This is a genomic window from Solimonas sp. K1W22B-7, from assembly GCF_003428335.1.
Taxonomy (GTDB): domain Bacteria; phylum Pseudomonadota; class Gammaproteobacteria; order Nevskiales; family Nevskiaceae; genus Solimonas_A.
Genome location: NZ_CP031704.1, coordinates 188097 through 214765 on the forward strand (window position 1 = coordinate 188097; position 26669 = coordinate 214765).

General features: G+C 66.4%; 18 protein-coding genes. 6 read left to right on the top strand and 12 right to left on the bottom strand.

Annotated elements, in window-relative coordinates; translation table 11 throughout:
• The first annotated feature begins 158 nt into the window (after positions 1–158).
• Both D0B54_RS00975 and D0B54_RS00980 read left to right on the top strand, forming a co-directional pair.
• Positions 159–2513 (top strand): GH92 family glycosyl hydrolase, encoded by a 2355-nt coding sequence (locus D0B54_RS00975; protein WP_162932114.1) that lies wholly within the window; start codon positions 159–161, stop codon positions 2511–2513.
• Positions 2514–2554: 41 nt separating this feature from the next.
• Positions 2555–4813: an alpha-galactosidase gene (locus D0B54_RS00980; RefSeq protein ID WP_162932115.1), complete on the top strand. Its 2259-nt coding sequence runs from the start codon at positions 2555–2557 to the stop codon at positions 4811–4813.
• Here the strand turns inward: D0B54_RS00980 and D0B54_RS00985 are convergent.
• From D0B54_RS00985 to D0B54_RS24065, 5 genes are all read right to left on the bottom strand, one after another.
• A complete protein-coding gene (locus tag D0B54_RS00985) occupies positions 4810–5040 on the bottom strand; it encodes a hypothetical protein (RefSeq protein ID WP_117288342.1) in 231 nt (76 codons plus the stop codon). The two genes, D0B54_RS00980 and D0B54_RS00985, sit on opposite strands and share 4 nt — an antisense overlap.
• A 405-nt stretch (positions 5041–5445) precedes the next feature.
• Entirely contained in the window at positions 5446–5691 is a 246-nt protein-coding gene (locus tag D0B54_RS00990) for a hypothetical protein (protein ID WP_117288343.1), read from the bottom strand.
• A gap of 30 nt (positions 5692–5721) precedes the next feature.
• Entirely contained in the window at positions 5722–6369 is a 648-nt protein-coding gene (locus D0B54_RS00995) for a TetR/AcrR family transcriptional regulator (protein WP_117288345.1), read from the bottom strand.
• Between the two features lie 108 nt (positions 6370–6477).
• A complete protein-coding gene (locus tag D0B54_RS01000) occupies positions 6478–8406 on the bottom strand; it encodes a DUF1302 domain-containing protein (protein ID WP_162932116.1) in 1929 nt (642 codons plus the stop codon).
• 230 nt (positions 8407–8636) lie between these two features.
• Positions 8637–9530 (bottom strand): hypothetical protein, encoded by an 894-nt coding sequence (locus tag D0B54_RS24065; RefSeq protein ID WP_162932117.1) that lies wholly within the window; start codon positions 9528–9530, stop codon positions 8637–8639.
• 304 nt (positions 9531–9834) lie between these two features.
• Between D0B54_RS24065 and D0B54_RS01010 the strand changes: the two genes are divergently transcribed.
• Complete coding sequence (locus D0B54_RS01010) at positions 9835–12471, top strand: AAA family ATPase (RefSeq protein WP_117288351.1); 2637 nt, start codon at positions 9835–9837, stop codon at positions 12469–12471.
• A 98-nt stretch (positions 12472–12569) separates the two neighbouring features.
• Here the strand turns inward: D0B54_RS01010 and D0B54_RS01015 are convergent, their stop codons facing one another.
• The 7 genes from D0B54_RS01015 to D0B54_RS01045 form a co-directional block, all read right to left on the bottom strand.
• Complete coding sequence (locus tag D0B54_RS01015; RefSeq protein WP_117294950.1) at positions 12570–13685, bottom strand: Fic family protein; 1116 nt, start codon at positions 13683–13685, stop codon at positions 12570–12572.
• Between the two features lie 88 nt (positions 13686–13773).
• Positions 13774–15606, bottom strand: coding sequence for a glutamine--fructose-6-phosphate transaminase (isomerizing) (glmS, locus tag D0B54_RS01020; RefSeq protein ID WP_117288353.1), 1833 nt, complete (start codon positions 15604–15606; stop codon positions 13774–13776).
• Positions 15607–15615: 9 nt separating this feature from the next.
• Positions 15616–16644 carry an NAD-dependent epimerase/dehydratase family protein gene (locus tag D0B54_RS01025; RefSeq protein ID WP_117288354.1) on the bottom strand — a complete coding sequence of 343 codons (1029 nt, stop codon included), beginning with the start codon at positions 16642–16644 and terminating at the stop codon, positions 15616–15618.
• Positions 16641–17825, bottom strand: coding sequence for an HlyD family secretion protein (locus D0B54_RS01030; protein WP_162932118.1), 1185 nt, complete (start codon positions 17823–17825; stop codon positions 16641–16643). Before D0B54_RS01030 ends, D0B54_RS01025 begins: the two co-directional genes overlap by 4 nt.
• Complete coding sequence (locus D0B54_RS01035) at positions 17812–20244, bottom strand: TolC family protein (RefSeq protein ID WP_162932119.1); 2433 nt, start codon at positions 20242–20244, stop codon at positions 17812–17814. The genes D0B54_RS01030 and D0B54_RS01035 overlap by 14 nt, the downstream gene beginning before the upstream one ends.
• Positions 20241–21575, bottom strand: coding sequence for a glycosyltransferase family 2 protein (locus tag D0B54_RS01040; protein ID WP_117288360.1), 1335 nt, complete (start codon positions 21573–21575; stop codon positions 20241–20243). Before D0B54_RS01040 ends, D0B54_RS01035 begins: the two co-directional genes overlap by 4 nt.
• A 1-nt stretch (position 21576) precedes the next feature.
• Positions 21577–22995 (bottom strand): diguanylate cyclase domain-containing protein, encoded by a 1419-nt coding sequence (locus D0B54_RS01045; RefSeq protein WP_162932120.1) that lies wholly within the window; start codon positions 22993–22995, stop codon positions 21577–21579.
• 407 nt (positions 22996–23402) lie between these two features.
• Between D0B54_RS01045 and D0B54_RS01050 the strand changes: the two genes are divergently transcribed.
• The 3 genes from D0B54_RS01050 to D0B54_RS01060 are packed head-to-tail and all read left to right on the top strand — an operon-like array spanning position 23403 to position 26621.
• Positions 23403–24845, top strand: coding sequence for a sensor histidine kinase (locus tag D0B54_RS01050; RefSeq protein ID WP_117288363.1), 1443 nt, complete (start codon positions 23403–23405; stop codon positions 24843–24845).
• 28 nt (positions 24846–24873) lie between these two features.
• Positions 24874–25248, top strand: coding sequence for a hypothetical protein (locus D0B54_RS01055; protein WP_162932121.1), 375 nt, complete (start codon positions 24874–24876; stop codon positions 25246–25248).
• Positions 25248–26621, top strand: coding sequence for a sigma 54-interacting transcriptional regulator (locus tag D0B54_RS01060; protein ID WP_240433519.1), 1374 nt, complete (start codon positions 25248–25250; stop codon positions 26619–26621). Before D0B54_RS01055 ends, D0B54_RS01060 begins: the two co-directional genes overlap by 1 nt.
• Positions 26622–26669: the final 48 nt, after the last annotated feature.

The following is a 26669-nucleotide window of genomic DNA, read 5'->3' on the forward strand; positions in this document are numbered from 1 at the left end:
GGGCAGGCCTGCGGTGCGTCGGGGGGCGCATCGCAGGTTCTGTTTTAGACGGACAAGGATGCACCGGGGTGGGGATGGCGACGGTGACTTTTTCTCCCTGCGGTACGAAAGGGATACCGGCTCGTGCAACGCCGGGGGGCGTTTTGCGGGACCGGTCTTTGTACAGGCGCGGCACTCGTGCGGCGACAGCAGGGCTGCTGGCCCTGCTGCTGGCCGCCTGCGGCACGCGCAGCGATGCGCCGCCCGGCGCTACGGAAGGAACCGCCAGCGGTGGCGGCGCCATGGTCGCCGATCCGCCCCCGCCGGCCAGCGGCGACCTGGCGGCCTACGTCGATCCCTTCATCGGCAGTTTCCCGCCCGGCTTCGTCAATCCCGGGCCCTTTGCGCCTTTCGGCATGGTGCAGCCGGGACCGGACACCGAGGGGCCGCTGAATTACGGTGGGTACTCGGTGCAGAACCTGCTGGTCACTGGCTTTTCGCAGATCCATATGTCCGCGGGTGCGCCCAAGGGCGGCCAGTTCCCGCTGCTGCCCTTCACCGGTGAGTTGACGCCGGGCGACCTGTCGCAACTCGGCTGGCCCAACCCGGTGCCGGCCTACGCTTCGCCGCTGAACCCGCTGGATCACCGCGCCGAGGTCGGCTACTACCGCGTCGGCCTGCTGCGCTACGGCGTCACCGCCGAGATCACCGCCAGCGAGCGCGTGGCGATGCATCGCTACCGCTATGGCCGCGGCGCGCCGCGGCTGCTGCTGGATGTCTCGCGCGATCTGGCCGGCTATCACCCGGCACGCGCGCAGCTGGAGCCGGATGGCCTGCTCAGCGGCAGCGTCGATTCCTCCGACGGCTACACCGTCTATTTCGCGCTGCGCCTCGATGCGCCATTCCGTGCCTCCACGCGCGGCGGCGAAGAGTTGCAGCCCGGCGTCGCGGTGGAGGGCGAGGACCTGGCGCTGCTGCTGGACTTCGACGATGCGCCATCGGTGGTGCAGGCAATGATCGCGGTGTCGTTCACCGATCTGGCCGGCGCGCGCCGCAACCTCGCCGAGCTGGAGGGTCGCGACTTCGACGCGCAGCGCGAGCGGCTGCGCACCCAATGGCAAGGCGAGCTGGCGCGGGTGGAAGTGGAGGGCGGCAGCAACGACCAGCGCAAGTCCTTCTACACCGCGCTGTACCGCATCCAGCAGTTCCCCAACCTGCACAGCGACGTCGATGGCCGCTACCGGGGACCGGACAATGCCGTGCATGCCGGCGCGCGGCCGCACTACAGCCAGTACTCGCTGTGGGACAGCTATCGCGGCCAGAACCAGATGCTGGCCGAGATCCAGCCGACGCGTTACCGCGACATGCTGCGTTCGCTGCTGGACTTCTCGAAGCAGGGCGGGCGGCTGCCGCGCTGGCAGCAGGGGCCGGTGGACGCCTCGCACATGTCCGGCGACCCGGTGATTCCCTTCATCGGCGAAGGCTGGTGCCGCGGCCTGGTGCCCGCCGCCGAACGCGCACCGCTGCTGGCGGCGATGCAGGCGCTGGAGCAGTCGCGGCGCGAGGCGCTGGCGACGGGCTACCTGCCGGTGGAGAAGCCGGCCAATCCCCTGGCGGTGCTCTCAGGCGGCCCGCGCGAGGCCGGCACCACGCTGGAGTACGGCATCGCCGATTTCGCGCTGGCGCTGATGACGGCCAGCAGCGGTGATGCCGCCGAGGCGCAGCGCCTGGCGCAGCAGTCGCTCAACTACCGCAACCTCATCGACGAGCAGAGCGGATTCATCCGCCCGCGCCACGAGGACGGCAGCTGGCTCACGCCTTTCCTGCCGGAGCTGGGTTACGGCTTCCAGGAGGGCACGTCCTGGCAGTACAGCTGGCTGGCGATGCACGACCTGCCGGGCCTGGTCGAGCGCATGGGCGGGCAGGCCGCGGTGCAGGCCAGGCTCGATACCTTCTTCCTGCTGCCGGCCAACCTCGCGCCGGGTCTGTGGCCGCTGCTGCAGAGCCAGATCACGCTGTTCGGCCTGGCCTACTACGGCAACCAGTATGCGCCGGGCAACGAGCACGACGTGCAGGCGCCCTATGTCTACAACTACGCCGGCGCGCCCTGGAAGACGCAGATCGTCGCGCGCTCCGCCGCCGCATTGTTCGCGCCGACGCCGCTGGGCCTGCCCGGCAACGACGATCTCGGCGCCATGTCCGGTTGGCTGGCCTGGACCCTGATCGGCCTCTACCCGATGAACCCCGGTGCGCCGCTGGCGGTGGTCGGCAGCCCGGCCTTCGAGAAGGTCACGCTGCACCGCCCCGGCGGCGACCTGGTGATCGAAGCACCGGGCGCGGGGCCGCTGCGGCCCTTCGTCAACGGCCTGTCGCTGGATGGCCAGGCGCTGGAGGGCAGCTGGCTGCTGCTGCCGCGCGGCGCGGCAACGGTGCGCATGGATACGGCGATGCTGCCGGATGCGGACTGGGCGTCGGAGTCGACGCCACCATCATTGAGCGACAGCGGATTGGAAGCTTTTGGGTGTGTGCCATGAACAGAGCGAGCGAACCGGTTTCTGCCCGGCAGGTTTTGTCGTTGTTACTGCTGATGGCGCTCGCCGCCTGCGGCAGCAGCGCCCCCGTCAACGCCCCCACGCCGCCGCGCGTGGTCGAAACGCCCGCCGGCGTCGAAGCCCGCATCGACGCCGAGCGCATCGTCCTCTCCAACGGCCTGGTCGAGCGCCGCTGGGCGCGCTCGCCCTGGCGCACCGAGAGCCTCAGCGACCTGCGCAGCGGCCGCCGCTGGACTGCCGACACCCCCGACATCGCGCTGGCCTTCGCCGGCGTGGACGTCGCCGATCGCTTCATCGTCAGCGGCGAGCCGCAGCTGGAGACGCTGGCTAACGGCGCGGTCCGCATCACCACCACGCTGATTCCCGCCGGCCTCAGTGCCTTGCCGCTGGGCCTGCGCCTGGTGCGCAGTGTCGAGATGTATCCCGGCATCGCCGGCATGCGCCAGGACACGCGCATCGAAAGCCCGGTGCCGCTGCTGCTGTCCGGCTACACGCTGGACCAGGCGCGGCCCACGGGAGAAGGCCTGAAAGCGCAGCTGCATTCCTTCCGCGCCGGTGCCGACTGGCGTGATCCGGAATGGCAGCGCCCGCCGCTGCTGATCGGCGATGCGCACGGCGGCAGCTGGCGCCAGACCACGACGGGCGACAATGTCTCCGGCACCGCGCAATGGCTGTCGGTGGCCGACGCCTCCGGTGCCAGCCTGTTCTACGTGCTGGAACGCAACGACCTGGCGTCCTCGGTGATGGGCTACCAGGGTGGGCGCGCCCGTGCCGGCGTGGACTTCGGGCGTGACGTGATCATCCTCGGTCCGCTCGAGGAATCCGCGCATATCGAGAACCCCGGCTCCGGGCCCGGGCGCCACCGCGTGCTGCTGCCGGGCACACCGATGCGCCTGGAGACGGTCTTCACCGGCCTGGGCCGCGATGCCGACGACGAGCCCTGGCAGCACTACAAGTACCTCGCCGGGCATCGCATGCCGCCCTACCGCCGCGAGATCAGCTTCAACTCCAACAACGTCGATTCCAACGCCATTTCCAGCGGCGCCAAGGACGACATGAACTTCGCCGCCTTCGAGCAGCAATTGGCGGTGGCCAAGCGGATCGGCATCGAGACCTTCATCTTCGACGACGGCTGGCAGGCGCGCTCCGGCGACTGGTGCCCGGACGCCGACGTGCCCGACGCGCGCTGCCACGATCCGCGCCGCGGCAGCGACGCGAAGTTCGACGCGCGCTTCCCCGACGCCGAATTCCGCGCCGTGCAGGAACAGCTGCGGCCGGCCGGCATGAACTTGGGCCTGTGGATGTCGCCGCTGCATTTCCATCCCAGCTCGCAGGCCTTCCGCGACAACCCGCAATGGCTGTGCCTGCCGATCAGCGCCGCGCTGCTGCTGGTCAACCAGGCGCAGCCGGACGACGGCTCCAACGAGGCCGGCATCGTGCAGTGGAACCCGGAGGCGCTGGGGCGCGACGGCAAGGCGATCGACCACATCGAGTCGCGCATCCGCGAGGCGGTCGAGACCTGGGGCGTGCGCTACTTCAAGTTCGACTTCACCGCCTGGTTCGACTGCGCCGGCCTCTACCCGGTGGACATGTACGCCTACCGCGAGTCCTTCATGGCGATGCTCGACCGCGTGATCGCCGACCATCCGGACGTGACGATCCAGATGGACGAGACCAACGACTACCGCCTGTTCCCCTTCGAGGCGCTGGCGCGCGGCCCCACCTGGTACCAGAACGGCTCGCCGGAGCCCAAGGCCTCGCTGCATGCCAACTGGCTGCTGACGCCGTACCTGCCGCCCTACGCGCTGGGCCGCGCGGCGCTGCGTACGGGAGATCTCGACAAGTGGTCGGCCGACTACCAGATGGCGGTGGCGCTGCTGTCGCACATCAGCTTCTTCAACGACCTGACGGAAATCCCGGCGGCGGCGATCCCGCGCATCCGCGCCTGGATGGACTACTACAAGGCGCACCGCGAGGAGTTCGCCGGCTTCACCTACCCGCTGATCGAGGAAGACCCCTACGCCGGCGACGGCTGGGCCGCCTTCCAGCCCTGGAACCCGGAGACCGGGCGCGGGGCCCTGCTGGTGTACCGGCAGGATTCAGGGGATGCGAGCCGCGTGATCAGGCTGCGCAATGTGCCGGCGGGGAGGTATCGGCTGCTGGAGGCGCCGGGAGAAACGCAGCGCCAGGAAGTGGATGCGGCGCAGCTGCGGCAGGGGATCGAGATTGCGATACCCGCGCGGCAATCCGCGCGGGTATTCCGGATCGAGCGCCTGCCCTAGGCGCCTTGGCGGGCCCTGGCCAGCGCCGTGCGGCGGCGCGGGGCGGCACCCATCCTGGCGCTGACCTGCTCGATCACGAAGACCGCGGAGCCCAGCAACAGCCAGACCTGCCAGCCGCCCGGCTGCACGAACAGCAGGTCCATGGCCTGGCGGAACAGCAGCGGCACGGCGACCAGGGCGCTGAGCAGGCCCAGGACGATGGCGGCGGTGGTGATCTGGTTCTTCATGTCTGTTTCCCCCGTGGGCAGGCAGAGCTGCAAGCGCAAGCTCCTTGCCGCCACGAAACTGTCGCCATCCTGGAGGATTTTTCCTGAGAATTCAGTTCGCTGCGTCACATAAGGACGCAGTCATCCGACGGCCGGTCGTGCAGCCTGCAATGGGCGGCAAGGTTCGAGTGGGCGAAGTGCATGTGCCGCCTGCAAGCGGACGAGGCGGGAGGTCGGGTGGCCACGGAAAATGGCGGCCAGCACCACTTCCTCCTCCATCCGGAATCCCCGGATGACCTGCCGGCGCCCCCACGCGCCGGCTTTTTTATGGGCGAATGCTTTCGTGGGAGCGGCTTTAGCCGCGATTTAGTCTGGCAATACCAGAAGATCGCGGCTAAAGCCGCTCCCGCGAAGAATCGGGTGGGTTCAAACCGCGGCCTGCGCCGTGCCGTCGGCAAGGACCCGCTGGGCCCGTGGCGCTGGCGAGGCCGCCTGCTCCAGCAGCTGCAGGCCCCGCGCCGTGACCAGGTGGTGGCCGGTGCCGGCCCGGATCATCAGGCCGAGCTGTTCCAGCCGCGCCAGGGTGGCGAGGCCGCAATCGGAAACGCGCTGGCCGCGGGCGCAGCGCAGGAGGCATTGCCACTCGGGCAGGTTCAGGTCCGGGGTGTTCATGGTGTCATCAGTCCAGCAACGGCCATGCCATCAGGTCCGCTGACGCAGGCCCTCGAACAGCACGTCCAGGTAGGTTTCCATATAGACCCGTGCGTCGATGGAAGGTTTCTCGAACAGGCCCAGCGAGTGCTGCCAGATCGACAGGAAGGTCAGCGGGGCGGTGATCACCGCCAGGTAGGCCTCGGGGTCGATGGCGCGCAGTTCGCCGCGGGCAATCCCCCGCTGCAGCAGCTTCAGCCAGAAGCCGCGGCCGCGCTGCACCACCTCCTCCACGTAGAAGGTGCCCAGTTCGGGAAAGTTGCGGCATTCCGAAACCAGCAGCTTGAGGATGCCCCGGCTGGGGCCCGGGGTGCGGGTGTAGTCCTCCAGCCAGTTGGCCACGATCATGCTGAGCATCTCGCGGGTGCTGCGGTCGGAGCGCTCCATCATCTGCTCGGCGAACTGCAGCTTGGGCTGCACCGCGAGGCGGATCGCCGCGCGCATCAGTTCTTCCTTGGAGCCGTAGTAGAGATAGATCGTGCCCTTGCTGACGCCGGCGCGCTGCGCCACGTCATCCAGGCGCGTGGAGCTGTAGCCGCGCTCGACGAACAGCTCCAGGGCGGCCTGGACCAGTTCGCCGGGGCGCGCCTCGCTGCGGCGGGCCCAGCGGGCGGGGCGTTTGTCGGTGGCGATAGTCATCCGCCATTAATACTCCAAGCCCCGCCGGGGTTCGAGCCCCGAAACAGGGGACGCGCACAAAAAAAGCGGCGTTCGCCACGAGGGCGAACGCCGCTTCATTGCGCCTGCCTAGAACAGGTACTTCATCGTGAATGCCGCGAAGTCGCGGTCGGCGTAGGGCCGTTCGCTGAAGTCCGGGTCGCCGAGGTAGGCGTTGTAGCTGACGCCCACGGTGAACTGCTGCAGGCGGGTGAAGTTGGCGCCGACGCTGGCGCGGCGGTCGCCTTCGCCCATCAGCGAGCCCAGGCCCGACAGCAGCGAGGAGTGGCCGTCACCCACGCCCTGCCAGAACAGCGGGATCTGCAGGTCCCAGCCGTCGACGATGTTCTTGCGGTCGATCAGGAACAGGAAGGAATAGCCCCAGGCGTCGTTGGTGTAGGTCAGGTCGTGCGAGCAGCTGGTCGGGCCGCAGGCATCGTCCACGTCGAGCACGTGGATATAGCTGCCCTCGGCGACCACGGTCAGCGAGTCCCAGAACAGCGCCGGGCCGGTGGTGTACAGGCCCGACAGCAGGCCCTGCGCCACATCGCCGCGGCTGGGCGTGGGCACCGGGCCGAGCAGGCCGCCGTCCACGTCCACCAGCAGGTCGATGCCCTCGCGCAGGATCGCTTCGCCGCCGACGCTCACGCCGAACATCGTCGTCGAGAAGCTCATCGCGGTCATGTCGACGCCGTCGAAGTAGCGGATGTTGTAGGTGGTGGGCACCTTGAGTCCGAGCGCCGCGGTGGTCAGGGGCGGTGCGTTGCCGATGCCCGGCAGCAGCACGGCGTAGTCGTAGTTCTGCACCGGCGCCGGCGTGGTGTTGTGGTAACGCAGGCGGTAGAGGCCGACGTTGGTCTCGGAAGTCACCTGGTACTTCAGGCCCAGGCCCCACTGGCCGTGGTCGCTGGGGCGGATGTCGGCCTTGCGCTCGACGTTGATGTAGCGCGGCGTGTTCGGCTGCGGGATCAGGCCCAGCGGCAGGTTGAGATCGGGCAGCAGCGGGTCGAGGCGGTCCAGCAGCCCGCCGAGGAGGCCGGTGACCCCGCCGATCGGCAGGTTCAGGTGCAGCAGGTTGTTGAGCAGGTCCACCGTCTGCGGCAGGTCGGAGGACAGCAGGTTCAGGTCCGAGAGGTTCGCCAGGTACAGCGGGTTCTCGATCCCGTAGATGAACTGCGCGCCCGGGCCCACCACGTCGCTGACCGAGAAGTATTCGCCCACCGGGTTCAGCTCGGTTTCCTTGTACTCCAGCTTGTACTGGCCCAGCAGGGTCCAGTCGCTGTTGAGCGCGAACTGCATCGAGATCTGGTTGACCGGCAGCAGGATGCTCTTCACGTCGGCGCCCGGAACCGCCGCCTTGGTCGCGTCGGCCGGCGACTGCGCCAGTGCGATGCCGGAGAAGAACAGGCTCTCGCCCCAGGCCGCGATATGGCGGCCGATGCGCAGGTTCAGCGCGCCGGATTCGCCGACGTACCAGGAGCCGTAGGCATAGGCGTCGAGCAGGCGCGCGCGGCGGCCGTCGTAGAACGCCGTCTCGTCCGAGAAAGCGGTGGCCTCACCCTCAAACGGAAAGTTGTGGCGCCCCTCGGTGCGGTTGAGCGTCTCGGGCGAATCGTTGTGGTTGTAGCCGCGATAGACGCGGTCGTAGAAGGCGTCGCCGCGTACCAGCATGCCGTAGTCGCCGCGGCTGAGCTGCAGTTCGCCGAGCAGCGACACGCGGTTGTTGACGATGTCGCCGCGCCGGAAGTTGCGGTCGCCGTCGTCGTAGTTGTTGGACTCCGGGAACTTCAGGAAATCCGGGATCGGGATTTCCTGGCTGGGCGCGGTGTTGATGATGCCGTCATGCGGCTTCTCGGTGCGCACCGCCAGGGCATAGGTGCCCTGCAGCTGGTAGCTGGCATCCAGTCCGAACAGGTCGAAGGAGCCGGCGGCGGCGGGAGCGGCCCAGCCAGCGGCCAGGAACAGGGTGGCAGGCACGGCCAGGCGCGGCGCGAGGGCGGGGGGACGGCTCGGCGACATCACTTCCTCCATGGAAATGCCGGTCCGCTGTAGCTTTTGGCGCGGCGGCCGGCGTTTAATTGACCAGGAGGATAGTTGCATCGCCCGTAGGATTTAACCTACTTAAATTGCAGTAGTTTTTACTTGAACGGCGGTGATAGCCGGATGGGCGGTTGTTAGCTTTGACGGCTAACGATTGAGTTTAGCCGTCCGAATGGCCGGAAACTGCGGAGAGGCAACACGGCTGGAAGTCACCTCAGCGCACCCTCTAGTCGAAGAAGCACGAACTGACTCAAGGTCATGCTGAGTTGTCGGAGCAGTCTCGCTTGGTCCTTCTCGGCCATATATGGGTGACTGCCTGTGTGACTAAGGAGCCCATATATCTTATCGAGCGATTCGCGCTCCTTTTTTTCGATCAGGCCCTCGCGCTCAAGGAACTGACGCACTTCCACTGGTCTTTCCACTGACTCAGGCGGAAAGTTCTTTTGCTTTGCAAGGGAGAGCGCAAGGGCTCCCTCTTGCAGGGTTAACTCGAGAAACTTGCGGCAATTGGCGATGCAGTCCGACCACCGGCTCTCAATATAGTGTCGCTCGGATAGCGCAAGGAACTCAAAAGCATCCTGCTTCTTCCCTAGCGCCAGAGCCTCGTACAGTCTTGCGAGGAGGCCCTTCTCTTGATCCACGTCGAGCACATCCATTTCGACCTGGACTAGATCGCCGTCACGAAAAACAAAGCCATCAATCTCGATGCTACGTAGAAGAGATCCGGAAACTTTCTCCTCCTTTTCGCGTGTCCAGCTGTTTGATTTTTCACTCTCGTACGAGCGCAGGAAATCTCGCGCGAGGCTACGCAAATACTGTTGACCCAACTTTTGGCGCTTATCCCAAGGCCAGTTCGGGGTGGCGTTTGCTAGGGTTTCCCCTGTGTGAAGCTGCAGAAACCAGTCCTTGAGATTTCTTATATAGATTGGCCTTCTCGCAGCATTACAGAACCACGCTTCGTAATCACGTACGTAAAGGAATTCATACAGTGTGTCACTGTAAACATGGTCCTTCGCTGTTTGATGGCCAGACCCGGAAGACCGATAAGTGAATTTTTGTATGTAGGCCGTCGCCACAGCGAGGGAGGTGTTTCTACTAATCACGAGATTGATCTCATAAACGGTTCTAACAACAATATAGGATGAACCGCTGGCGATTCGGGAGCGCGCGGCAGAAAATCGGCACACCGCACATGGATGCTTTTGGAAAACCTGACATGTGAATCAGGAGTAACTTGAGCCGTAGGCGATCCTTGTCTTCCTACTACGCGCGAATCTTATCGCCCATAGTTGATGAGGTCTATCGGGAGGTTGTTTCAGGAGATGGGCTTCGACTGTCGTATCGAGGCAGCCGGTCACATGGATTAGCACAGAACCTTCAACAGGCGGATTAGTTCTCGGGGTAAAGATGGCAAGCACTTCGTTCAACATATTTGACGAGTTGTCTTCTTGGCAGAAGGATTTGCCGGTCTGGCAGCAATGTCTATTGGCGAAGCTTGTTGCCACAAATGAACTTTCGAAGAACGATTTTGATCAAGTTTACAGAGAGCTCTTGATTGATTTTGGTTTGGTTTCGCATGGTGGCGTTCGTAACGATTACGCACTAGTAGTGCCCCAGTTCAATAACACTCCCCTCGAAGAACGCGCTCACCTAGTCTTGATGCATGAGGTTTCGGGCGTCAATGCCCTGAAAGCAGGCCAGGCATTGACCTTTGGCCCGATGCTCACGGTTGTCTATGGTCCCAACGGCTCCGGTAAGTCGGGGTATGCCCGCGTTCTTAAAGCAGCATGCTTTACCAGATCGCGTGATACCGAAATATTGGGAGACGTCCGAATCAATCTTGTGGCGCAGCCCGAGCCAACTGCGAAGTTCAAGTTCGCTGATGGCACTGACGCCACATATATGCATAAACAGCCGTGCCCGAAGTTGCGCGACAACTTTGCTGTCTTTGACTCCACTTGCATAAGAGTGCATTTGGATGAGCGAAAGTCATTTCAGGTTATGCCTTACCTATTTGACGTATTCCCGCGTATGGTGGATGTCTTCAGCAAGCTTCAGGCGCAACTGAAGATCGACATTGGCGCCAGGCTGCCAGTGGCAGACCGGTTCGCGATTGCTGGAAGTGAATCCACTGTGGGACAAGCCTTGAGGACGTTGAGTGCCAAAACTGACACTACAGAACTCGATAAATTGGCCGTATTTGGAAATGCTGAGCTAGATCGCCTGGAACTGGTGTCAAAAAAGATACAGGAACTTCGCAGTGGAGATTCGAAGCAGATCGTTCAACAGAATCGTCAGAAGATCGCCGATCTAGATGCGTTACGAGCGACGTTGATTGCACTATCCAATGCTATCGATTCAGATCTTGTGTCGAAGATTGGGCAAGAGATACAGAAAGTACAGCACCTCAAGGAAAAGTCTGCGGCGCTCTCGGCTGCCCAGCTTGGAAATGAGCCGGTCCAACCAGTCGGGACTCAGTTCTGGCGTGAGCTTATCGCTGCCGCAGTTTCTTATAACAATGAAGCCTTTCCTGGCGATTCCTTCCCGCCGGCGTTGGAAATTATCCCGCGTTGCGTGCTGTGCCAACAAGAGCTGCAAAATGACGCATTCGATCGCTTGTCCCGGTTCTATCAGGTGGCGACAAGTGATGTGGAGAACCAGCTGAAGGGGGGTGAACTAGAGCTCGATGTGCTGAGCGGAAGACTGCGGAAGACGAATACAGGGATTTTCAGTCCAGACAGCGCGGCGCGACGCGTGCTCAAGGATCTTGATGTCGCCTTAGAAGCAGACGTGGCCGCGCATGTTGCGCAGATCGAAGCCCTAAAAGGTGCCCTTGACGATTCCATAGCCAGCCTTTCACTTTCTTCGGCTACGCCCTCGATTGATTCTGTCTCGCAGCGGATTAAGGAGCTGAGTCAGCGCATCGGAATTGAAACTCTTAGTCTGATCCAAAAGGATCCGGAAACGCTCCTTGCGCCTCTGCTAGAGGAAAAGATTTTGCTGGAAGATCGAAGGATTCTTTCCGGTACGTACACGGATGTTGTAAATGCTGTAACGAGCTTCAAATGGGTGGACATTGGAAGGGAACGGCTACGGACATTTGCGAGCATTCAACGGGAAGTCACGACAAAACAGACGGATCTTGCTAAGAGGCTCGTTGCACAAGGATTCGTCGACAAATTTACGGAGAACTGCGAACTGCTTGAACTTCATCTGCCGGTAAAGTTTCGCTTCGCGGGAGATGCAGGCAAGACAGATCGTCAAATCGAAATAGTCAGCGCAAGTCGCGGCGATTTCGAGCCCTCAGACGTTTTGAGTGAGGGGGAGCAGACCGCTGCGGCATTGGCTGACTTCCTGACCGAAGTCGAGATCAATGGTAGCTGCTCGGGGGTTATCTTCGACGATCCGGTGACGTCAATGGATCACCTTCGAAAGGAGTCCATAGCCAAGCGCCTGGTTGGCGAGGCTTCCGCCCGCCAAGTCATCGTATTTACCCATGACATTCTATTCACAAGCTACCTGGCCGCAGCGGCTGCAGCCAAGGGAGTCAAGTTCACGGGGCACACCGTATGTAAGGGGGAAGAAGATGGTTCCGGATGTGTTGACGTTTTAGCATTCCCTCATGAGGAGTATGAGGGGGCGGCCTTCAACAGGGCGAAGATTCACCTGAATGAGGCTAATCTGCTCTCAGGGCATCCACAACGAGGTCATTTGGAGAAGGCGTGTGGCAATCTCCGCACGGCCTATGAAGATTTTATCCAGAAGAAGCTCTTTGGCAACGTCGTCCGACGCTGGCGGGAGAACATCACCTTTACCCTGAATCAGGTGTACTTCGATGAGGCGATCGCACTAAGGGTGCATGAGAAGATGGCGGTGCTGTCCCGCTTCATCGATGCACACTCACATAGTCTGGAGTATCAGCAGCTTCCGCTTTCAGCTGCTTTCGTAAGCGCCGAGATTGCGGAGTTCGAAAAAATAAGGGGTGACTACACTAAGGCGAGAAAAATCTGGGAAAGCGCGAAGCCTAAAGGAGAATTTAACTAGGCTCGGTTCATAGCTACGAAGCTGAGGTGACTCGCCAAAGCGGAAGTGATGGCGCCGAAGCGCGCAGTGCCTAGCGAATCTCGTTGCTTGATGCCAGGTCAAGATACGAGTTCGTAGCTTGTGCTGCGTCCGCCCGCTCCTGACTTCTTTAAAACGCCCAACTCCACCAGACTCGAGATATCGCGCAACGCCGTATCCGTCGAGCACTTCGCGATCTTTGCCCACTTGCCGCTGGTGAGCTTGCCCTCGAATCCATCCAGCAGCTGATTCAGCAGCGTGATCTGTCGCTCGTTCATCGATATCGCGGCCCATCTCTGCCAGAACGTAGCCTTGGCCAAAACATCGGATAGCCCCGCCTCCGCGTGCTGGATCGCACGCAATAGGCAGGCAAGAAACCACTGCAGCCACTCGGTGATGTCGAGCGTGCCCTTCTGGGTGCGCTCCAGCAGTTCGTAGTAGGTCTTGCGTTCGCCCTGGATTTGGGCGGAGAGGCTGTAGAAGCGCTGCGAGGAGTTTTCCGCCCGCGCCAGGGCCAAGTCTCCCACCGCCCGCGCGACACGACCGTTGCCGTCTTCGAACGGATGGACCGTGACGAACCACAGATGCGCGATACCTGCACGAAGCAGGCGATCCTCCTGGGGGGTGTCGTCGAACCAGCGCAGGAAGGCGTTCATTTCCGCTGGCAGCCGGTCCGCCGGCGGCGCTTCGAAATGGACCTTCTCGCGGCCGACTCCGCCCGAAACGACTTGCATGGGGCCGTCATGATCATCCCGCCAAGCGCCGACCCGGATGGCCCGCATGCCGCTGTAGCCGGTCGGGAAGAGCGCCGCATGCCAGCCGCAGATGCGCTCCTGGGTCAGGGCGGCGCCGAAGTTTTGCGTCGCATCCAGCACCATGTCGACGACTCCATCGATGTGGCGATCGGCAGGCGCCAGGGCGCCGATATCGACACCCAGCCGCCGCGCCACCGAGGAGCGCACGGCATCGGGGCTCAGCCGGTCGCCTTCGATCTCGCTGGTCTTCAACACGTCCTCAGTGAAGGTGCGCAGCGTCGCCTCGTCGCGCTGTGCCATCCCCAGGTCGGTCATGCGGCCGGCGAGGTGTCCCTGGGCGTGATGAACCAGGGACAAAGGCTCCGCCAGGGCGGCGGCGTCGTAACGCCAGCGCGGCCATTCGCGGGATTGCCAGATATACCTATATTCACCGCCATTCATGCGGTGAATATAGGTCATATTCCCTGAACGGGCAATTATTCGCCGTATAATGTGCGGTGAATGTAAGGCATATTCACCGCATCGGGCTTCACTCCACCGTCACCGACTTCGCCAGATTACGCGGCCGGTCCACGTCCGTGCCGCGCACCAGCGCCACGTGGTAGGCCAGCAGCTGCAGCGCCACGGTGTAGCTCATCGGGGCCAGCAGTTCGTTCACCTCGGGCATGCAGATCACCTGCATGCCGGGGCCGTCTTCCATCGCGCAGGCGCGGTCGGCGAAGGCGTAGATGCGGCCGCCGCGGGCGGCCACCTCCTGCAGGTTGGACTCCAGCTTGTCGAGGCAGCCGCTGGCCGGCGCCAGCGCGATCACCGGCATGTGCTCGTCCACCAGGGCCAGCGGGCCGTGCTTGAGCTCGCCGGCGGCGTAGGCTTCGGCGTGGATATAGGAAATCTCCTTGAGCTTGAGCGCGCCTTCCTGGGCGATGGGATACATCGGCCCGCGGCCGATGAATAGCGCGTGGTTGTGGCGCGCGATCTGGCGCGCCAGCTTTTCGATCTGCGGCTCCAGGCGCAGCACCGCCTCCACCGCCACCGGTGCCTGCGCCAGATGCCGCAGGATCGGCGCCTCGGCACTGGCGATGGGCCCGTTGCGGCGCGACAGCAGGGCGGTCAGCAGTAGCAATGCGGACAGCTGCGTGGTGAAGGCCTTGGTCGAGGCCACGCCCAGCTCTGGCCCGGCACGGGTCAGCAGGCTGAGGCCGGCCTCGCGCACCAGTGAGCTCTCGGCGACGTTGCAGATCGCCAGCGTCGACAGGTAGCCGGACTCCTTGGCGTAGCGCAGCGCCGCCAGTGTGTCGGCAGTCTCGCCGGACTGCGACAGGCCCACGAACAGGCAGTTGCGCGGCACCGCCGGCAGGCGGTAGCGGAACTCGCTGGCCAGCTCGACGCTGCAGGGCAGGCCGGTCATGGCTTCCAGCCAGTAGCGCGCCACCAGGCCCGCATGATGGCTGGTGCCGCAGGCCACCAGGTGCACGGCGCGGATGCGTTCCACCAGGCCGCGCGCGCGAAAGCCCAGGCTGTCCTCCAGCACCGACTCGCCGGCGCTGCGGCCCTGCAGGCTGTCGGCCAGGGCGCGCGGCTGCTCGTGGATTTCCTTGTGCATGTAGTGGCGATAGGCGCCCTTGTCGACGTCCTCGCTGGACAAGGCCAGCTGCCGCTGCGGCCGCTCGACCGTCTCGCCATCGATGTCGCGGATGCGGATCTCGCCGCGACTCAGTTCGGCGATGTCGCCTTCCTCCAGGAATACGAAGCGGGCGGTCACCGGCAGCAGGGCGGTCACGTCGGAGGCGACGTAGTGGCCGTCGTCGCCCACGCCGATCACCAGCGGGCTGCCGCGGCGCGTCACCACCAAGGTCTCAGGTTCCGACACCGCGACCACGGCGACGGCGTAGGCACCCCTGAGTTCGGCGGATGCGGCGCGCAAGGCGGCCGCCAGCGAGCGGCCGCCGCACATGTGACGATGCAGCAAATGGGCGATGACCTCGGTGTCGGTGTCCGACAGGAACTCGTAGCCCGCCGCCTGCAGCTCGCGCCTGAGTTCGCGGAAGTTCTCGATGATGCCGTTGTGCACCACCGCGACCTCGCCGCGCGAGACATGCGGATGCGCGTTGCGCTCCGCCGGCTCGCCATGCGTGGCCCAGCGCGTATGGCCGATGCCCAGTCCGCCGTCGAAGCTGACGCCGCGCAGGCTGCGCGCCAGGTCGGCGACGCGGCCGACGCAGCGCTGCACCGAAACGCTGTCGCCGCCATCCAGCAGGGCGACGCCGGCGGAGTCATAGCCGCGGTATTCCAGGCGCTGTAGGGCATCCATCAATACCGGTACGACGTTGCGGTCCGCGACCGCGCCAACGAGTCCGCACATGGTGATCTCCTAGGGAAGGGCAAAGCGGGGGCCGCTGCGCTTCAGCGCCGGCGGCGGCAGGGACAGGCTGGCGACGAGGTCGGCCAGGCCATCCTCGAGGCTGCATCCGGCGACCAGGCCCAGCTGCTCGCGCAGGCGGGCGGGGTCGCCGCAGGAATCGCGGATGTCGCCGGGCCGCGCCGGCTCGAACTGCGGGCGCACCGCCTGGCCCAGGCAGTCGCCGAGCAGGCGCAGCAGTTCCAGCAGGTCGCTGCGGCGGCCGGTGGCGACGTTGCAGGCGCCGTTGCAGTCCGAATCCAGCGCGGTGGCCACCGCCACCGCCACGTCGCCGACGTGGATGAAGTCGCGCGTCTGGCGGCCGTCGCCGAACACGGTTGGGGTTTCGCCGGCGGCGATGCGCTCGATGAAGCGCGAGATCACGCCGGAGTAGGACGAGGAAGGATCCTGGCGCGGGCCGTAGACGTTGAAGAAGCGCAGCCCCAGGCTGCTGACGCCGTGCAGGCGCCGGTAGAGATCGGCATAGAGTTCGTCGACGTATTTCTCCAGGCCGTAGGGATTGGTCGGGCTGGCTACCGCCTCCTCGGTCAGCGGCAGGCTGCGCGGCTCGCCGTAGATTGCCGCCGACGAGGCGAACACCAGGCGCGGCTGCACGGCGTGGTGGCGCAGGGCTTCCAGGACGTTGATGAACCCCATCACGTTGCGCTCGGCCGAGGCCAGCGGTTCCTCCACCGAGCGGGCGGCGGAAACCTGTGCGGCCAGGTGGATGCAGCCCTCGATGCCCTGCATCGCCGAGTCCAGTTCCGTGCGGTCCAGGATGCTGCCCGTGCGCAGTTCCAGGCGTGCGTGCTCCAGCGGCAGGTTTTCGGCCTTGCCGGTGCTGAGGTCGTCGAGCACCCGCACCGCGTAGCCGCGCCGCAACAGGGCCTCCACTGTGTGCGAGCCGATGAAACCGGCACCGCCGGTGACCAGCACCCGGCGCAGCCGGGCGTGCTTGCCCGATGAGCGCTGCGAGCGGGTCTTGGTGATGTCCGTTTTCATAAAGCCTCCTTGCTCTTCACCGACTGCTGCTGCGGCGAGGACTCCGTGGTGAAGCGCTCGCGCAGCGCACCGAAAGCGCTGTCCAGGCGCGCCACGATCTGCTTGGGCAGCCGGGCGCCCTCCCAGTCGTTCTCGAAGCGCACACGGATCGGCAGGCCGTTGCTGATGCGGCCGTGCATGACCTCGCCATCGACGAAGCGCATGCGCACCAGCACGCCGACGGGGTTGCCGCCGAAAGGCTGGCTGTAGCCGGCAGGCATCTCGCGCGCCACCTCCGGGACCGAGGCGACTTCGGCCTCGCGGCGGCTGCCGTCGGGAAACACCACCGTGCCGCGCTGGCCGGAGCGTGCGACCTCGGCGTACTTCGGCGGCACATAGGTGTCGATGTGCAGCTCGCCGCCGACCGGTGCCAGCATCGCCACCTTGCCGCCCAGCGCCAGCTGGTCGCCACTGACCACGGCCAGGTCGACGATGCGGCCGTCGCGCGGGGCACGCACCAGCTGGCCCTCCAGCTGTTCCTCCAGCTTGGCCTGCTCGGCGCGCAGCGACAGCACGCGGGTCCGCAGCTCGGTGTTGGGCACGCTCGGCGGCACGTGGTTCTGCACCGCCATGGTCTGGTACAGCTCGGAGATGCGCGACGAGGCCTGCTGTTCCTCGCGGCGCGCTGCGGAAAGCTCGGCCTCGGTGGCGGCGCCCTCGTCCACCAGCTGTTGCAGGGAATTCATGCGCTGGCTCTGGTAGCTCTTCTGCTCGCGCGCGATCTCGATCTGGTCCTGCAGGTTCACGGTCGGCCCGCGCTCGGCGCTGATGCTGCTGGGAATGCCCTGCAGGGCCTTCAGCTCGGCACGGATCTGGCTGGCACGCACCTCCAGTTCGGGGTTGTTGAGCCGCACCAACGGATCGCCCTCGGCGACCTCCTCGTAGGGTTTCACGTAGACCTCCTCGACGTAGCCCTGGCCCAGGGTGCGCACGGTGATCTGCTCCTGGGCGATCACGCCCGGGGCTTCCACTGCCACCGAGGCCCACAGGAACTTGCCGACGAAGTACAGCAGCGGGCTGCTGACCACCAGCAGGATCAGGTACCAGCGCCAGCGCGCGAGCTGCCGCTTGCCCGGTGCGTACGGCACCTGGATGCCGCGATCGCGGCTGGGGTCGCTCTGCTCCGGTTTAACGAATCTCACTTTCATAACCCATCCTCATCAGGTCCGCCCATGCCTGCACGACGATGCCGTCGGCGTTGGCCTGCGCCTGCAGCAACTGCTGCAGGCGGCTCATCGACTTCTCGAAATCGGCGCGCGTGCGCTTCGCATGGCTTTCGGCCGCGTCCAGCTGCGGCTCCACGCTTTGCGCCACGCGGAAGCGCAGCTGCGGCGAGCCCGCCAGGATCGGCGTGGCGACGCTGGCGACGTTCTCCGGCTTCGAGTTGAAGATCATCAGCGTCACGTCCTTGACGCCGCCCTCGGCCAGGCGCTCGCCGAGCTTCCAGCCGCTGTAGGGCTCGTCGCGGAAGTAGCGCGGGTGAACGCTGATCGCGGTCGGCCAGGGTGAGGCCTTGGCCGCCGCCTGCATGCTCTTCACCCAGTTGTCGAACTGTTCGCGGCCGAGTGGCTGCCTGTAGACCTGGTCCGGCTCGATATCCAGGTGCAGACCGTCGAAGGGAAAGTCCCAGAGTCCCGAGATCAGTTCCACCAACTGCTCGCGGCCCTTGGGCTCGATCCAGCCCGCATCGCCCAGCAGCAGCTCCACCTTCACGCCGCGCTTGCGCGCGTTCTGCAGGAAGCCGCTCAGCGGCGCCGGACGGGCGCGGAACTCCCGGATCTGCGCCGCGTCCAGCGACACCAGCAGGCGGTCGATCGACAGGCGCTGCAGCAGCTTCCAGAAGCGGTCGCGGTTCTGCTGCTTGCCGATCAGGTCCTGGCTGTTCCAGACGTAGACCGCCATGTCGTCGCGACCGCGTGCGCTGCCGGCTTTCGGTGGCGGCGCCGGGGTAGCTGCGGCGGACGACCCGGCGGTGTTGTAGGCCACCGGCATCGCCGCCGCTGTGGGAATGGCCGCGCCGCCTTCCATCGTGCTGGCCATCTGGAAGCGTGCCGCGGGCCTGGGCTGCACTGGCTTGAGCCAGCGCGAGGCCTCGATGTTGGAGTCGGCCGTAGCGGAAGGCGGCAGGTCGGCGCGCAGTGGTACCGGTGTCGGCGCGGGAGCGGGCGCTGCGCTCCCGAGCTTGTCCGCAGCGGCCGGGCGCGGCGCCGGGCCGCTGCCGGCGAGCTGCCGCGTCACCAGTACGATCGGCTCGGCCAGGCGCTCACCGATGCCGGAGTCCGGCAGCAGCGCACGGCGCGGCGGTGCGGCGTCCTCGGCCACCGCCAGGGCAAAAGCGCGAGCCTCGACGTTGGCGATCCAGCCGCGCGTGCGCGTATCGATCTCGGCCAGCGCCGCGGCGTAGTAGGACTGCAGCTTGCCTGCCAGGGTCTCGATGCCGTCCTCGGCGAACACGCCGCTGCGGCGCAGGCGCTCGCGCAGGGCCTCGTGCGCGCCGCGCGAGCGCTGCGCGGCAGCGGCGGTCTCTTCCCGCTGCTGCGCCAGCTTGTCGCGGGCGCCGCCGATGTCGGCCAGCAGTTCCTCCTGGCGCTGGCGGTAGCGCAGCTGCAGCGTCTCCAGCTCGGCGTTCAGGCGGTTGCGCTCGGCGCGGCGGGCGCTGCCCACGGCCAGCGGCGCGCTGAGGTTGACGCCGACGAAGGCATTGCCGCCGGTCTCGGAGTTGGTGGTGTCATGCACGGTATTGGCATTGACGTTGAAGGCGCCATCGAGCCCGTACCAGCGGCTGTCCTTCTGCTGGCGCTGCAGCGTCTCGCGCTGCGCCTGCAGCGATACCAGGTCCGGGTGGCGCTGCAGCGCGTCGCCGGCCGGCATGGTTACGTCCTCCGGCAGTTCGGTGGCGCGGGCCTGCAGTTCGCCGAGCTTGCGCCCGGTAAGCCGCTCCAGGCGGGCGCGGGCGGCGTTGCGCGTCGCCACCAGCTGGGCACGGTCGCTGCGCGCGCGGGCAAAGCCGGCGCCGCTGTCGATCATCTGCGAGCCCAGCATCATCCGCTTGTCCTGGCGCTGCTGCAGGCGCGGCAGCAACTGCGCTTCGCTCTCCAGGTAGGCGTCGACCAGCTTGAGGCTCTCCTGCGCTCCCCAGTAGCGTGCGTACTGCGCTTCCAGTTCGAGCTGCGCCAGGCGCCGTGCGGCTTCCAGGCGCACTTTCTTTTCCTGGGTCTTGCCGCTGGACAGGCCGATGGCGCGGGCCTGCTTCTCGGCCGAGCCGAACAGCGGGTAGCTCAGGCCGAGCTGCGCCTGTGCTGCCTGGTAGGAGATCGAGCGGCCTTCATCGACCACGTCCTGGATGTGGCCGTAGCCGGCGGCACCGGTGACGCGCCAGCCCTTCTCGGCACGGTCGCGGTCCAACTCGCTGCCGGCGGCCTTGAGTTCCGACTCCGCCTGCAGCACGCCGGCGGCATGGCCGGTGTCGCCCAGCAGGTTCTCGAGCAGCAGTTCCTCGGCCAGCGCCGGCCCCGCCGCCAGCACTCCGAGCAAGCTGAGGGTTTGCAGCAGGCGTTTCATCGCGGGCCTCCTTGTCGGATGACCCACCACGGACCCATGGGCGAGTCCTGGTGAGCGCGGTTGAACCATTCGTGGAATGTGGCGATCACGCTCCAGACGCGGGCCGACACCATGAACAGCGGCATCAGCGGCAGCACCCAGAAGTAGCGCGCATCCTGCGCGGGGCGTTCCGACAGCAGCGCCAGGAACAGCAGGAACTGCAGCACGGTGATCGTCAGGTAGAAGACATAGATCAGCAGCATCGTGCCGATGAAGAACGGTGCCGGCTGGAACAGCAGCATCCAGGCGAGGAAGCCCACCTGCAGGATCGGCAGGAAGATCTGGAACAGCAGTCCGTACCAGGTGCTGCCGATGAAGTTGCGCCAGCCGATCATCGGCGAGAAGGCCTGCCAGTGCTTGCGGAAATAGATGTAGGACAGGTCGCCGTCCCAGCGCAGGCGCTGCTTGTAGAAGGCGGCGAAGGTGTCGGGCACCTCGGTATGCGCAACCGCGCCGGGCGCGAACACCAGCTTCAGTTCCGGGTGGCGCTTGAGGTACTGCTTGACGCGCAGCGTCAGGTCCAGGTCCTCGCCGGTGCCGGTGTTCCAGCCGCCGACGTGATCCAGGATCGACTTGCGGTAGATCATGAAGGCGCCGGGCAGGTTGTTGATCAGGTTCCACTCGGCCAGGCCGACCTTGCCCAGGTAGATCGCCAGCATGTATTCCACGGCCTGGAAGCGCGTGATCATCGACTTCTGGCCGTTGCGTGCGCGCAGCGGGCCGGTGGCGGCGACCACATGGGGATCGGCAAAGGGCTTGATCGCCTGCGCCACCATTTCGTTGTCGAAGGAGGTGTCGGCGTCCAGCGCCATCACGATCTCGCCGGTGGCATAGAGCAGGCCGGTGTTGGTGGCCGAGACTCGGCCGCCGCGCTGCGGCTTGGGGATGAAGCGCACCGAGCGGTTGGCGCCACCGCCGAACTGCGGCATCAGTTCCTTGATCGCGTCATAGGTCGCACGGTTGGCCACGGCACCGTCGAGCACGAGCAGCAGTTCGATGTGCCCGGGATAGATCTGCTCCAGCAGCGAGCGGATCGAATACTGCACGTCGCGACCCTCGGCGTAGGCGTTGCAGATGCAGGTGACGCGCGGGTAGTAGGGAATCTCCGCCGGCGGATGCGTGTGGCGGCGCCACAGGTAGTGCATGACGCCCAGCCAGGTCAGCAGATACAGCGGCATTTCCAGCAGCAGCGCGAAGGGTGCGAACTTCAGCACCAGTGCCTCGGCGCTGCCGCTGACCATCGCCAGGAAGACGGCGAAGCCGGACACCAGGTTGACGAAGATGCTGTCCATGTCAGGCCGCCCGCGCCCTGGCTGGCCGCTGCCATTGCTGCTCCAGCGCTTCCAGCAGCGATGCCGCGTTCGTCCCGTCGGCGGTGGTCGCCATCACCTTCGCAAGCTGCCAGGACGGGCCGATGCCCTCCGGCTGCACGGCGCGCTGCTGCAACTGGCCGACCGCTTCATGCAGCTGTGCGAGGCGGTCGCGGTCGGCGCCGGGCAGCAGCAGGCACAGGGTCTCGGCGTCCAGGCGTGTCGCGAGGTCCGACTCGATCAGCAGTTCGCGCAGGCGTTCGGCGAAAGCATCCACCAGCTGCGATGCGCGTCCGGCGCCCAACTGCTCCGCCAGCGTGACGGCATTGCCCAGGCGCAGGCCCAGCAGGGCCAGGCGCGTGCCGCCCTGGCTGCGACCGATCTTCAGCAGCCAGTCCAGGCTGTGGCTGAAGTGCTCGCGGCTGGCGTAGTGCTGGGCGTCGAACAGCGCGGGCGACTGCGCCGGGTTGCGGCCCTGGGCCACCAGGCAGCCGCGGCTGCTCAGGCGCCAGGACCAGAGCTTGTGCAGGCGCAATGCGGTGGGGGCCATCGAGTGGTCGCAGACCGCGCAGCGCGCCACGACTTCGCCCTCGACGAAGACGTGCTCGCAGCTGCGGCAGGAGGTCGTCTCCAGAGGGCGGTCGTAGTCGCTGCCGATGTGCCGCAGATGCGTGCCGCACTTGGGGCAGCAGCGGCCGCCGCCGCGGGTGAAGCGGTCCTCCGGGGCGATCAGGCCGCAGGTGAAGCAATGCAGGGCGGCGTGCTGGTCGATGTCGATCGAGCGGCAGCTGGGGCAGACGTCGATGAAGCTCAGGTGCGCGCTGCCGCAGAAATCGCATTCGCGCTGGCGCGCCCGCAGTTCCCCGCGGGTCAGCAGGCCATCGCGCTCCAGCTGCTGCAGCCAGCCCTGCGGATCGGTATCGCCGCGCTCCAGTACGTCGAGCAGGGGGTAGTGATGCAGCCGCGGATGACGCCAGTCGGCGCGCGGCTCCAGCGTCGCGCCCGGGCGCAGCCACAGGTATTCCAGCAGCAGGGCCGCCGGGCTGCGGTCGTCGTCCTTGTCGCGCATCGCCTGCGCGCGGGCGACGCTGGCGTCGATGCGCTCCAGCAATTCCGGGACGGTGGCCGGCAGCGGGCCGTCGCCGACCGGCGCATCGGCCTCCCCGACCGAGCCTTCGACGAAGGCCAGGCGCGCGGCATGATCGGGGTCGCGGCGGATCTGGCGCAGCCACTCGCCGGTGGCGGCGGGATCGGTGCTGCGCACGATGAAAGCGGCGGGCTTCAGGCCCGATTCGCGGAAGCCGCGATAGTCGCTGAAGCAGTGCGCGACCCGCCCGGCCAGCAGCAACCGCCCGCTGTCCGGCGTGCGCGGGGCGAAGATCACGATGTCGTTGCTGGTCACGGGCAGCCTCTCCTGTTCCATGGACCCGGTCACGGGACCGGTGCCGATCGCCCATCCTTGGGCTGAGGTATCAGGGGCAACGGTCATGCCAGCCATGCGCCACGGCTTGGCAAACAAGGACTTGCAAGGGTCGAGCGCCCGGCCGTGCGGAAGAGCGGCCACCGCGGCAGGGGGAAAGCGTCGCCGAACTCCGACAGGCTTCGCCGTGCCCACGGCACAACTGCCGCTGCGTGCGGGGTTTCAGGGGAATTCCCGCGCGTCTGCGAACGGCGACGCATGGATGAACGGCGAATGAACGGCGGGCCGGCATGCCAGGGAACTGTTGCCCGGCGGCGCCAGTCACAGGTCCGCGGCGCAAGGATGCGCCGCGAGCGACACCTGCTTTCCAAGGACCGGATTCCACGCCGATGCGCCCGCCGCTGCCCCGAACCATGACCGTGCTGGTGACGACCGGCTGTGTGCTCGTGTCGCTGCCGCTGCTGCTGGCCCTGGTGCTGGCGGACCTGGCGCTGCAGCGGCACGCGCGCCAGGCCGATCGCCTGATGCAGGAGAGCATGGCGCTGGCGCTGCTGGGCAGCGACCTGCGCGACAATCTCAGCCAGCTGGAGCGCAACGCGCGGCAGTACGTTGCGCTCGGCGAACCGGCATTGCTGGATCTGTTCGCCAGCCGCCTGAAGGACATCGATACCACCCTGGACCGGCTCGAGCGGCAGCAACTGCGGCGCGACGGCGGCGAACGCCTCGGCGTGTCGCTGGCCAGGTTGCGCCAGGGCCTGGCCGAGGTGTCGCAGGCCTGGTCGCGCAGCCTCAGCGCCGACGCGCCGCTGGCCGAGGTCGTCACGCGGCTGCACTCGTTGTCCTTCGACATCGATCCGGTCGTGGCCGAGGCCAGGTACCTGGCCGACCAGCGCATCGGGCAACTGCGCCACGATGCGGTGAGTGCGCGGCGCACGATGCTGTTGCTGGCGCTGGCCCTGGTACCGCTGACGGCGCTGCTGGCGGTGTGCTTCTCGATCGCCGTTTCCCGTCCGCTCAAGCGCATGGCCCAGGGCGTCGCGGAACTCGGCCACTCGCGCTACCAGCAGCCGATCGCGGTGGGTTTTCCGCAGGAACTGCAGGAACTGGCCGAGCGCCTCGACTGGCTGCGCCTGCGCCTGGCGCAGCTGGCGGCCGACAAGGATCGTTTCCTGCGGCATGTGTCGCATGAACTCAAGACCCCGCTGGCCAGCCTCGGCGAAGGCGCGGCGCTGCTGCGCGAAGGCTCGCTGGGCGAACTCAGCCAGAGCCAGACCGAGGTGGCGCAGATCCTCATCGAGTCTTCCGCCGATCTCGAAGTGCTGATCGACAACCTGCTGGCCTACTCCGCCTGGCGCAACGACCGGGTCGATGCCTCGATGGAATGGTTCGATACCGCGCCGCTGCTGGCCGAGGTGCTGGCGGCGCACCGCCTGCCGCTGGCGCGGCGCGCGCTCGACGCAGCCGTCGAAGTGTCGTCACCAAGACTCTACGGACAGCGCGCGCAGCTGCGCACGGCACTGGACAACCTCATGACCAATGCGATCAAGCATGCCCCGGAGGGCAGCACGATCGATATCGCGGCCGGCATGAATGCCGGCCGCTGCGAACTACAGGTGCGCGATCGCGGCCGGGGTGTGCTCGATGAAGAAAAGCAAAAGATCTTTGAACCGTTCGTACGCGGCGGCGAGTCGGAGGAATCCGGCATTCGCGGTACCGGTGTGGGGCTGTCGATCGTGCGCGAGACCGCGCAGGCGCACAGCGGCAGCGTGGAGGTGGCGGATGCCGGGCCTGGCGCGCGCTTCAGCATGGTCTGGCCTGCTCCTGCTGCTTAGCCTGGCCGGCTGCGCCAGCGTGGAGCCGATGTCCTGGCGCCTGCCGATCGGCGGGCCCGGCCCCGAGCCGGTGGAATTCCTGGCGCAGGCCCTGGCCGCGAGCCCGCCGCAGCGCGAGGCCATGTGGCAGGACCTGCGCAGCGACGATCCCGGCACCGAGCAGAAGCTGCGTGTCGCGCTGATGCAGAGCGTGCCGGATCACTCCGGCTACAACCGCGGCTCGGCGCAGAGGCGCCTGCGCAAGCTGCTGTCGCAGTCGCTGACCGGCGGCCAGCGCGCCGCCGCCAGCGTGCGCCTGCACGAACTGGACAGTGCCACCCAGTGCCAGGTCGAGGTGCAGGACCTGCGCCAGCGCATGGCCGCGGTGGTCGATATCGAGCGCCGTCTCGGGAAGGGGCGCTGATGAGCCTCGCCCGAATCGCAGAGCGTCCGATCCTGCTGGTGGACGACGATACGCGTCTGCTGCGCCTGCTGGCGCTGCGGCTGGAAAGCGAGGGCTACGCCGTGGCCGTGGCCAGCAGCGCGCCCGAGGCGATGCAGCGCCTGGGCGAAGTGCGACCGCAATTCGTGCTGGCCGACCTGCGCCTGCCGGATACCGACGGCATCGCCCTGCTGACGCGTATCCAGAGCCATAGTCCCGGCCTGCCGGTGGCGATCCTCACTGCCCACGGCGATATTCCCGACGCGGTGCGCGCCACCCAGGCCGGCGCGGTCGACTTCCTCACCAAACCGGTGGACCGCGACCGCCTGCTGGCCTGCATCCGCAGCCATCTCGGCGAAGGCCTGCCGCCGCGCGCCGACTGGCGTGCCGGCGTGATCACGCGCAGCCCCATCATGGAGGCGCTGCTCGATGACGCCGGGCGCGTCGCGCGCATGGACTCGGCGGTGCTGCTGACCGGCGCCAGCGGCAGCGGCAAGGAAGTGCTGGCGCGTGCGATCCACCTGGCCAGCCGCCGCAGCGTGCGCCCCTTCGTGGCGATCAACTGCACCGCCGTGCCCGCCGACCTGCTGGAGTCCGAACTGTTCGGCCACCGCCGCGGCGCCTTCACCGGCGCGCAGAGCGACCACCCCGGCCTGTTCCGTGCCGCCGAGGGCGGCACCGTGTTCCTCGACGAGATCGGCGACATGCCGCTGGCGCTGCAGGCCAAGCTGCTGCGCGTACTGCAGGAGCGGGAAGTACGTCCGGTGGGCGAGACGCGCACCGTGCCGGTGGACGTGCGGGTGCTGTCCGCCACGCATGCGGACCTGGACGCGCGGGTCGCCGACGGCCGCTTTCGCGAGGACCTGTTCTACCGGCTCAATGTCGTGCGCCTGCAGCTGCCGCCGCTGGAACAGCGTCGCGAGGACATTCCGCTGCTGGTGCAGCATCGCCTGGCGCAGCTTGCCGAAGCCGGCGCGCCGCGGCGCCTGTACTCGGCCGAAGCGCTGGAGGCACTGGTCACCGCGCCCTGGCCGGGCAACGTGCGCCAGCTGTTCAACGCGGTGGAGCGCAACGTCGCGCTGGCACCGGGGCGCATCATCGGCGCGGCCCTGGTCAGGGCGTCGCTGGGCGAGCGCACGGCGGGGCTGGCGTCCTTCGACGAGGCGCGTGCCGAGTTCACCCGCAACTACCTGCGCCAGATGCTGGAACTGGCGGGCGGCAACATCAGCCGCGCGGCGCGGCTGGCGGGGCGGAACCGGACGGATTTCTACAAGCTGCTCAGTCGCTACGGTGTCGAGGCGCGCGCGCGGAAGCACCTGGGCGATTTAGAGCCGGACGAGTCGGTCCGCGAATGAACGCGAATGGACGCAAATGGCCAAGCCTTATGTATTCGCGTTGATTTG